We start from the raw sequence: 9766 nt of genomic DNA on the forward strand, positions 1-9766 counted from the left end.
GGGGTTGTTCACGCTCGACTGCTCGGCGAGTTGCGCATGATGCAGGATCGTGCGGTCGTTCCAACCCGTGGAGATCAACGACGTGCCGACGCCGCCCGCGAACACGCGCACAAAGTTGGACAGGCCGGCGGCCGACGGAATCTTGTCGGGCGACAACCCGGATAGGATGATCGCGGTAAGCGGCGTAAAAAAGAGCGCCATGGGAATGCCTTGCAGCAGCGTCGGCAGCACTAAGGTGTAGGCGTCGACGCCCGTCGTGTAATGCGAGCGCATGAAGAACACGCCTGCGAAGCCGAGGAAGGCCAGCGTCGCGAGAACCCGCGCATCGGACTTCGGCATGATTTTCGCCATCACGGGCGCGAGCAGGACCGCGAAGATTCCGAGCGGCGCCGTCACGAGACCGGCATCCACCGAACGGTAGCCGAGATAACCCTGAATCCACTGCGGCAAGATCACGAGGTTCGAGAAAAACACCGCGTACGAGACCGAGATCGCGATCGTGCCGCCGCGGAAATTGCGTTCTGCAAAGAGGCGAAGATCGACGATCGGATTCTTCTCCGTGAACTCCCAGATCAGGAAGAACAGGAAGCTGATGGCGGCGACGACGGCGAGCGCGCGGATCACGGGCGAGTTGAACCAGTCGAGATCCTTCCCCTTGTCGAGCATGATCTGCAACGACGCGACCCATGCGATCAGCGACAGCAGGCCGACCTTGTCGATGGGAAGCTTGCGCGTCGAGGAGTCGCGGTCGCGGTAGATCGCCCAGGTCACGGCGGCGGCAAACAGGCCAACGGGTATGTTGATATAGAAGATCCACGACCAGCTATAGCTGTCGGTGATCCAGCCGCCCAGCGCAGGACCCGCAATCGGCCCGACCGTCGCCGTCATCGCCCACAACGACAGCGCCGTCGAGCTTCTTTCCTTCGGATACGAGCTGAGCAGAATGGCCTGCGAGAGCGGAATCAGCGGGCCCGCGACGGCGCCCTGCAACACGCGCGCACCCAGTAGCACGATCAAGTTCGGCGCGACCCCGCACAGCCACGACGAGAACACGAACAGCAGGATCGCGGCCGCGAAAAGCCTGATTTGACCGACGCGCTGCGTGAGCCAACCCGTCAACGGAATCGCGACCGCATTGGCCGCCGAGAACAGCGTGATCACCCACGTGCCTTCATCGACGGATACGCCGAGGTTGCCCGAGATGGTTGGAATGGCCACGTTCGCAATCGATGAATCGAGCACGTTCATGAACGTCGCGAGCGCGACGGCGAGTGTCGCGAGGACCAGCTTGCCGCCTGTCAGCGGAGGCGGTGCAAGTTGCATCGAGGGATTCATGTCGCTTCCAGTTCGAACCTCTCGACAGGTCCGGCGTGTTTATCTGGCCTGTCGAGCTATTGAATAAACTCAAACGCGCCCGAGCGGCGCGTTCGAGGATTTGATTTAGCCTGCGTGCTGCTTAGCGCTACTCCTGTCGCTTGCGTCGCGCTTTGCGAATGGCATCGACGATACGACTTTGCCCGTGGACCCCGCATGCAAAGGAACGATGTTCTGCGCGATGATCTTCTCGATCTCGGCGTCGGCCTGCGCGCCGTATTCGGCAAACACACAAGTCCGATATGACGTGTTCTCGGCCGCGCCGAGCTGCGGGCCCGTATTGTTGTGCGTATCCACATCGACATCCATCGACAGGCCGATGCGCAGCGGATGCGCTTCGAGTTCCCTCTGATCGAGCTGGATGCGCACGGGCAGACGCTGCACGATCTTGATCCAATTGCCCGTCGCGTTTTGCGCCGGCAAACTCGCGAACGCGCTGCCCGTGCCCGCAGAGAAGCCGACGACGCGGCCGTGATAGGTCACCTTGCCGCCATACACATCGGCCGTTAGCGTAACGGGCTGACCGATGCGCATGTTGCGCAACTGGCTTTCCTTGTAGTTCGCATCGATCCACACGCCCTCAAGCGGCACAATCGCCATCAACGGCGTGCCCGGCGACACACGCTGGCCGACCTGTACCGAACGCTTCGCGACATAGCCCGTGACAGGCGCCGGCAACGTGTTGCGCGCATAGGCGAGATACGCATCGCGGACTTTCGACGCGGCGGCTTGCACGTTCGGGTGCTGGTCGATCGTCGTGCGGTCGGTCAGCGCGCGGTTGGCTTCGGCCTGTTGACGCGCGGCATCGAGCGCTGCCTGCGCGGCCGTCACGGTGTCACGCGCGTGCGCGATGTCTTCGGCCGACACAGCGCCCGTATCGGCGATGGCCTGGCGGCGGCGCAGATCGTCCTGCGCACGGGTCAGATCGGACTGCTTCTGCGCAACGTTCGCGGCATAGAAATCGTTGTTCACATACAGGCTGCTCACCTGCCGCACGGTCTGCCCGAGCGTCGCTTCCGCGTTGCCAAGCGCGACTCTGGCATCCGCGTTATCGAGCGCAACCACGGGATCGCCTGCCTTCACAATCTGCGTATCGTCGGCATTCACCGCCACAACCGTGCCCGTCACCTGCGGCGTCAGCTGCACCAGGTTGCCGCTGACGTACGCATCGTCGGTGGATTCGTGGTAACGCGCATACGTCATGTAGTACGCCCCATAAGCCGCCGCCGACACAACGACAGCCGCGCCGAGCAGCGCGAGCAGCAACTTGCGCTTGCGTGTCTCCGGTCCATTCGCGACTGCGGTTTTCAGGTCAGGTGATGCGTCATGTTTGGCACCGGTCGCCTGGGTCTCTTGGCGCTCCGCGGTGTTCGTTTCGTTCATTTCAATTCTCCAGGCTGATTCGGTGGGTAGCCGCTCAGCGCGCGGCGACGACAGGCGTGTTGGATCCGGACGCATCGGCGCGCGGCGCTGCCGCAGAGTCTGCGTTCGATGTGTCGACAAAGCCGCCGCCCAGCGCGGAAGCCAATGCAATCTGCTGATCGCGGCGGTTCATGCGTAAATTCGCAACGGTCTGATCGGCAGAAAGCGCGTTGACGTCGGCGTTCAGCACCGTCAATTGGTTCGTGAGACCGGCTTTGTACTGCACGAGTGCGAGCTTGTCGGCCTGGCGCGCGGCGTCCTGCGCGGTCTGCGCATCGACAAGCTGGGTGTCTGTCGAACGCACGTCGGCGAGCTGTGTCGCGACTTCGCTCAACGCAGTCACAAGCGACTGGTTGTAGGTCGCGACGGCGTAATCGAAGTCAGCGTAGCGGCCCTTCAGTTGCGCGCGCAGTTCGCCTGCGTCAAAGATGGGCAAGTGGATTGCCGGACCGATCGATGCCGTGCGGCTCGCCGCCGTCAGAAAGCGGCCGAAGCCAAATGCGTCTAGCCCGATTGCGGCGCTCAGATTGATGTCGGGATAGAACTCGGCCTTCGCCTCCTTCACATCGTGCGTCATCGCATCGACACGCCAGCGCGCGGCCACGATGTCCGGACGGCGGCTCAGGAGATCGGCAGGAAGATTGTCGGGCAGGCGCACTTCGTCACCCGTGCCGAGCGCGGGCCGCGTGATCTGCAAGCCACGGTCGGGACCCTCGCCGAGCAGCGCGGCGATCTGATAGCGCGTCGAGAGAATCTGGCCATCCAGCGATTTCAGCGCGGCGCGGCTCGTCGCGAGATTGGCCTGCGCGGTCTTGCGCTCGACTTCCGTATCCAACCCCGTCGCGATGCGGCCCGCCGTAATCCGGTCGATCTGCTCGCGCTGCGTGATTTCCTCTTGCGCAATGTCGCGTAGCACATACAGGCGCGCAAACTGGTTGTACGTGCGGGCAATCGACGTCGTCAGCGTCAGCTTGACGACTTCCTCGTCGGCCCGGCTCGCCTGAGTCTGCGAGATTGCCGCTTTCAGCGCTTCACGGTTCTTGCCCCACAGGTCGAGATCATAGGAAGCGCTCAGCAGGCCCTTGTTCTCCGTCTGCCACGAGCCACCAAATGGAGGCGGCACGAATGTCGTATTCGAGAACTGTTGACGCGTGAGCGAATAGCTGGCGTCGACGCGCGGCATCGTGCCGGCCTTCGCCGTTTCGCTGTATGCCGCCGCCGCGGCAACGCGGGCACGCGCCTGATCGAGCGTCGGGCTGCGCTCCAATGCTTCGTCGATCAGCGCCTTCAGTTGCGCGTCGCCGAACTGGTCAGCCCAGTTGGCGGCAGGCCAATGGCCTTGTTCGACGGGAAGGCTTTGCTGCGTCGCATACTGCTTCGGCTCGGCCGTTTTAGCGTCGCTATGGATGCCGACGTAGTTCACGCACGCCGATAGCGCCGCCGCGAACATCATGGACACACCAAGTCTCAGTGCGTGTGATGCGCGCTGTCTGGTGTTTGACTGAATGCTCATTTTCTGGCTCATCAGATAGTGGAGTAAATAGGTGCGTGGTCGAACAACGCGGTGTTCGTTCGGGATGACCTCGGCGACACGCTGCGCGACCTGCACGGTGACAGTCCCGATGAGGCCGCTTTGCGCGGCCACATAAGGCATGTATCCCTCCCTCGCAAGCGCGAACAGCGTCTTGATACCTTTCCATGGATTCCTTAAGCAACGCCGTACCTGCTCGCTGCGCCCGACGCCTAGCACACACCATGTGCAGAAGTGTTCGCAGTTATTGGTCAGCAACTTATATCGGTCTTCGCCTAAGCGGGACCTGGCTCTGGCTACGGCATTGATGCCGGTATAAATGGCGTCTGGTTCAGGCTGAATTTTTATATCTCTTCCTGCCGCAAAGCCGCGCAACGGAATATATTCAACAGGGCGTCGTTTCGCGGAATGATGAAAGCCCCCATAGTGAATAACCTGCCCATTCCCCACATAAATTCCGTGGTGCGTATAGCCTTCCTGCTCGCAAACAAGATGGGCACCCACTTCGACAGTGCATTCGGTGCTGGTCAATGCCGGCGACGTTGTGTGGCAAGCAATAGATGAGCGTTCCATGGCGAACCGCCAATGTCATGTCTGTATTGCGTTCAGTATTACCAGCAGGCCGCGTGCATAAAGACACCGAAGAGTGAATCACCCTCCCAGGAGCTGAAGGCAACACGAGCCCCTCGAGGATGCTCCCCTCGAGAGAATCGGCCACTGCATCACAGCGGATTTACGTTCGCGATTTGGAAGGCGGATATCCGACTTTAGAAAATGCCGCTGAACGAAACGACAATCGCAAGCCCAATACTGACCGCAGATAGCATGATCCAGCCTAGAAACACCGACAGGGGTCCGAGACGAAACATTGCGCTCTCCACTCACGACCTCAACGACCATCTACTCGGTCAGCGCGATCGCGATTCCATGTCGAAATGGTAGGTGTCGAGCCACCACCTTGGTAGATACGCATCAGAACACTCACTGTTGCCGAGTCGGCACCAATAGGCGCAGTCCAGGTAGTGCTCCCGAAGTCAGCGAGACGAAGTTTATTTCGACGCCCATTCAAACACTGGGTATCGCTGACAACTCTGCGTGGGGAACATCGAGCAAATGATGGCGCAAGCCGACGAAAGTAACGCTACGTATGAGTGCGTTCGACACCCCGGCGATGACGACCAGGGGCTTCCCCGCTTTTATCGGCGAAATCGTCTGACGCATAAGATCCGAGACGCAAAGCATGCGATCAAAGCGACGCACCGTTAACGGCGCCACTTGAATTGCTTTATGCCTGATGCCGGCTTTCCGAATAATCCGTGTTGTATTCGCCCAGACAAAGCGAATCGAGCGCCCGAATTTCGTCCGTCATGAAATCGACAAACACGCGAATGCGTGACGGCAAATTCTGTCGGCTGAGAAAGCAGATGTAGTGGCCTCCGTCGTCAGGCACATATCGCCTTAACGCCATGACGAGCTCATTGCGCGATATGTAATCGCATATCTGATATCCGGGCAGTTGGGCGATTCCACGACCTTCCAGAACCGCCTTCAATACCAGGTCTGAGTCATTGAAAGTCAATCTGGCGGTCGGCAGATACTTTCGCACATGGCCATCAACCTTGAAATCCCACTCAAAGACGCGACCGTTGACTCTCGTGTTGATACAGTCGTGCTGCTCCAGATCTTCCAGCGTAGATGGCAACCCCCGCTCCTCGGCATAGGCGCGGGATGCGCAGAGTACCCTCTGCATTGGAATCAACTGTTTCGCGATGATGCTGGAGTCCTCGATGTGCCCATCACGAAACGCGACATCGATCTGTTCCGCGGCAAAATCGGCTGGCTTGTCATCCAGAAGCAGGTCGACCGCGATATCGGGGTAGGCCTGGGAGAACCTGAAAAGCAATGGAGCCACCACCTTGCGCCCAAATCCAACCGTCGAGCGAACTCGAAGGAAGCCACGAGGCGGACCGTTGCGGAGATCCAGCATGTCGTTGATTGCCTCAACGATATGGGTCACACCCTGATTGCAGTTCTCGAAGAACCTTTCGCCCTCTTGCGTCAGGGTTGTTGTTCTAGTCGTTCGGAGAAAGAGGCGAGTGCTTAGCTGCGTTTCAAGCTTTTGAACATTTCGACAGACAGCCGAGCGTCCAACCCCCAGTCGTTCCCCGGCTTTGGCAAAGCTTCCCTCGCTCGCAACCGCCATGAAAGCGATGATCCCCGCGTAGCTCGTCGAGAAACAGGTAGACAAAGCGTCCGCGCTATTTGGCAAGACAACGCGAAAACCTCGATGCGAAGTATCCGATTGATCCATTAAGAGCCCCACTACCTACACATGAACGGGTGAGCCGTCCGGAGCGCCAGCATGCGTGCTGGCGCCGACGGCGACTGTCGTGTTGCAGCGATGGAGCGGCGGTCATTGACGCAGCTCCGGCGGGACCGGAAATCGCGGCGAATGCAGAACCGGGGGGCCGTCGCGCCACAGTGCCGGACCCTGCCTCCAGATGGACAGCGGATGCCTGTGGCTGCATCGAGAACTATCGGGTTTTCCTGCGGGTATCTGCGGTTGCGCTCTGTCTCACCTGGAGCGCAACCGCACAAGCTTGACGCTGAACTATCGATACCCGTCGAGGCAGTCCCGTTCGAACGCGGCGCCGTCCACTGGAGATGTAAGGTCTGGCGTGTGGCAGTGTAGCACCTGCCTGTGACAAGCTATCTGCTGAATTCGGACCCTCTTATCCTGCACCGGTTTCATCCGACTATTTGGATTGTTGCCATCCTGGAAACACGGTGTCCCCATGGACAGCTCTACCGTCGCCATCCACGTTCATGCAGCATCGAAGCGGCTTTGTCCCAAAGATTGCCGAAGACAACACTTGCCCCGGTGGAGCCCGCCTCGGTAAGCCTAGCTTCGGCGAATTGACGACTGAGGGCAGGAACGCCCGTCACCGAGCTCGAGAATGCATCATGGACGACAAGAAACTGCAAGCCCCCCCGCTTTCCCTCCTCGACCGGTACCGGGGCCGGGAATTCTGCCCCCTTTATACAACGACTGTCACTGTTTCCGGCGGCGAGACGGGACACGGCCGTGCATCTGGAGTGGCCCGTTCAGACGACGGAAATCTCGATGTCGAGCTGCGGCTGCCCACCGAGTTCGGCGGACCCGGTAACGGGACCAATCCCGAGCAGTTGTTCGCGGCGGGCTTTGCCGCGTGCTTCCACGGTGCGTTGAACCTGCTCGGGAAACGCGCCGGAATGGAGATCACCGATGCTGTTGTGGAGGTGCAGGTTTCGTTTGGTCGTGATCCCATGGATGGAGGCTACGCATTGGTCATCGATGTCCGGGTCCGGATACCGGGCGTTGATAGAAGCGTGGCGGAAGAGATGGTTCGAACCGCAGAGCGCCTGTGCCCGTATGCAAAGATGGCTAGACAAGGGAGCGTCAATATCGTGACTGTTATCGACTGACTCAATGCCCCCGGCGGCGGCGTGCGATTGTCTGCTGAAGACATTCATTGCTACCGCCGCCACTGCGCGTGGCTGCCCCGCTCCAGCGTCGCCGCACGAACGTGCCTACTTCTCGGGCACGAGAACAGGCGCACCCTTGTCCTTCAGGAGAAGCACGATGAACTTCGCGGGTTGGGTCTGGCTGGCGTTGCGCCCGACTGTGTGTACATCGTTTGGACCTTCATAGAAGGTCTGTCCGGGCGTCAGCGTGACTTCCTTGCCGCCCTTAACCTGCATCACGATCGATCCTTCCAGCACATAAACAAAGGCGTGCGCATGATGCCGATGGACGGGATCGACGGCACCCGGCGGGTACGTCACTGTAATCATCAGGCCCTCCTTGCCCGGATAATCTTCGAGCGGCATTGTCATCAGCGGACTCACGACCGCTTGGGGAGGCGCGGCGCGAGCCACGCCGATAAGCGCATCTGCCACAACGAGCACTGCGATTGCAGTGTTCTTCAGGCGAAACATGGTGTGCACTCCGGATAACGCGGCTCGCCCGCGCTGGACGAAGATGAAGAAGAGCGAAACAACTGGACTGTTCAGGCGAGGTTCGCCTTGTCGAGGCCGTATCCCTTGTCCGCCGAACCCGGCACGGCCTTGAACGCGATGCTCGCGCGGTTCCAACCGTTGATGGCCATCACTTCGAAGGTCAGGTCCGACAGTTCCTTCTCGGAGAACTGGGTACGCACGCGTTCGTAGATATCATCTGGCACGCCATGCTCTGACAGCTTGGTCAGCGCTTCTGTCCACTCGAGCGCGGCGCGTTCGCGCGGCGCGAAGAGCGTCGATTCGCGCCAGATCGCGACATGATGTAGGCGCAGCTCGCGCTCGCCGTGAATGCGCGCTTCTTTTATGTGCATGTCGACGCAGAAGGCACAACCATTGATCTGCGATGCCCGGATCGAAACGAGATCGCGGATCGATCCTTCGATTGCGCAGTCCTTCAGCTGATTGGTGAAGTCAAGGAACTTCTTGAACAGCTCCGGCGATTGCTGCATGTAGTTGATACGCTGAGTCATGGGCTTCTCCTGGCGACGGTGGTGAACACCCGCGCTTAGCGGATGTCGTTAGCGGCAATGCACCGCACGACGTCATCGTAGGTGGACGCGGCGTCGCGCGGTAGACACGCAAACCGGATCACGGTGTTGCCTTATCGGCACCAATCAAAAGCAATCAGGCGCAGGCGGGCCGGAGAAAGTCTGCATTCAGGCGTTGCAGTGTGCTGCGGCGATACGCGCCAGCTTGTCGGGGTTGCGCTGCACGAGAATACGGACGATGCGCGTGCCGTCCGTTTCGAACGACTGCGCCGATTCGAGCTTCCCTTCGACAAAACGCAGCAGCGCCCATTGATTGTTGAGCAGCACGCGCTTGACGCTTAGTTCGTTACCGTAGCGCAGGCACGAAGCGTAGAGGAGCCGTGCGATGCGCCGGCCGCCCACCATCGGTTTCGGGAAGCTTGGCACTTTGCCGCCGCCGTCGCCGATCAACATCGCGTCCTCGGCCAGCGAGGCGCTGATCGCGCTGAAATCGACGCGCTCCAGCGCCTGCATGAAGGTCTGCAGCAAGCGGAGATGGGTTTCACGCGACACCGCATAGCGTGGGCGTTCATCGCGTAGTTGCGCCTTTGCACGGCTGACCAGTTGGCGGCACGCGGCCTCCGTCTTGCCGATGGCTTCAGCGACCTCGTCATAGTCCGCATCGAAGACCTCGCGCAGCAGGAACGCTGCGCGTGCTTCCGGGGTAAGCCGCTCGAGCAACATCAGAAAGGCCACGGAGACATCGTCGGCGCGCTCTCTGATCCCTTCTGGCGTAGCCGTAGGGTCGGTCATTTCGGGTTCCGGCAGCCATATTCCCGAGTACTGTTCACGTTGATTTTTCGCAGCACGAAGACGGTCAATGCACAGACGCGTTGCAACGTAAGCGCCCGGC

8 protein-coding genes and 1 pseudogene are annotated in these 9766 nt (G+C 60.2%); 1 reads left to right on the forward strand and 8 read right to left on the reverse strand.

The annotated features are described in order from the left end of the window. The 5 genes and pseudogenes from BN2476_RS43875 to BN2476_RS43890 form a co-directional block, all read right to left on the reverse strand. A partial coding sequence (locus tag BN2476_RS43875) for a DHA2 family efflux MFS transporter permease subunit (protein WP_087740342.1) occupies positions 1 to 1335 on the reverse strand: 1335 nt, incomplete at its 3' end. Positions 1336 to 1440: 105 nt separating this feature from the next. Next, on the reverse strand, positions 1441 to 2757 hold the full coding sequence (locus tag BN2476_RS43880) for an HlyD family secretion protein (RefSeq protein ID WP_087740343.1): 1317 nt from the start codon (positions 2755 to 2757) through the stop codon (positions 1441 to 1443). A gap of 34 nt (positions 2758 to 2791) precedes the next feature. Next, complete coding sequence (locus BN2476_RS43885) at positions 2792 to 4309, reverse strand: efflux transporter outer membrane subunit (protein WP_235851250.1); 1518 nt, start codon at positions 4307 to 4309, stop codon at positions 2792 to 2794. Between the two features lie 285 nt (positions 4310 to 4594). Further along, positions 4595 to 4900, reverse strand: a pseudogene (locus tag BN2476_RS49145) (lecithin retinol acyltransferase family protein); the annotation flags it as partial. A 712-nt stretch (positions 4901 to 5612) separates the two neighbouring features. Continuing rightward, positions 5613 to 6638, reverse strand: coding sequence for a LysR family transcriptional regulator (locus BN2476_RS43890; protein WP_087740345.1), 1026 nt, complete (start codon positions 6636 to 6638; stop codon positions 5613 to 5615). 653 nt (positions 6639 to 7291) lie between these two features. Between BN2476_RS43890 and BN2476_RS43895 the strand changes: the two genes are divergently transcribed. Then, the gene (locus tag BN2476_RS43895; RefSeq protein WP_087740346.1) at positions 7292 to 7792 is read left to right on the forward strand and encodes an Ohr family peroxiredoxin; all 501 of its coding nucleotides are present in this window, start codon (positions 7292 to 7294) and stop codon (positions 7790 to 7792) included. 105 nt (positions 7793 to 7897) lie between these two features. On the opposite strand, the gene BN2476_RS43900 is transcribed toward BN2476_RS43895, so the two are convergent. The 3 genes from BN2476_RS43900 to BN2476_RS43910 all read right to left on the reverse strand — a co-directional run. Then, entirely contained in the window at positions 7898 to 8305 is a 408-nt protein-coding gene (locus tag BN2476_RS43900) for a cupin domain-containing protein (RefSeq protein WP_087740349.1), read from the reverse strand. Between the two features lie 71 nt (positions 8306 to 8376). Next, on the reverse strand, positions 8377 to 8856 hold the full coding sequence (locus BN2476_RS43905) for a carboxymuconolactone decarboxylase family protein (protein ID WP_087740347.1): 480 nt from the start codon (positions 8854 to 8856) through the stop codon (positions 8377 to 8379). Positions 8857 to 9042: 186 nt separating this feature from the next. After that, on the reverse strand, positions 9043 to 9766 hold a 724-nt coding region (locus BN2476_RS43910), incomplete at its 5' end, for a sigma factor-like helix-turn-helix DNA-binding protein (RefSeq protein ID WP_087740348.1).

The sequence above is a fragment of the Paraburkholderia piptadeniae genome, from assembly GCF_900007165.1.
GTDB classification, from domain to species: Bacteria; Pseudomonadota; Gammaproteobacteria; order Burkholderiales; family Burkholderiaceae; genus Paraburkholderia; species Paraburkholderia piptadeniae.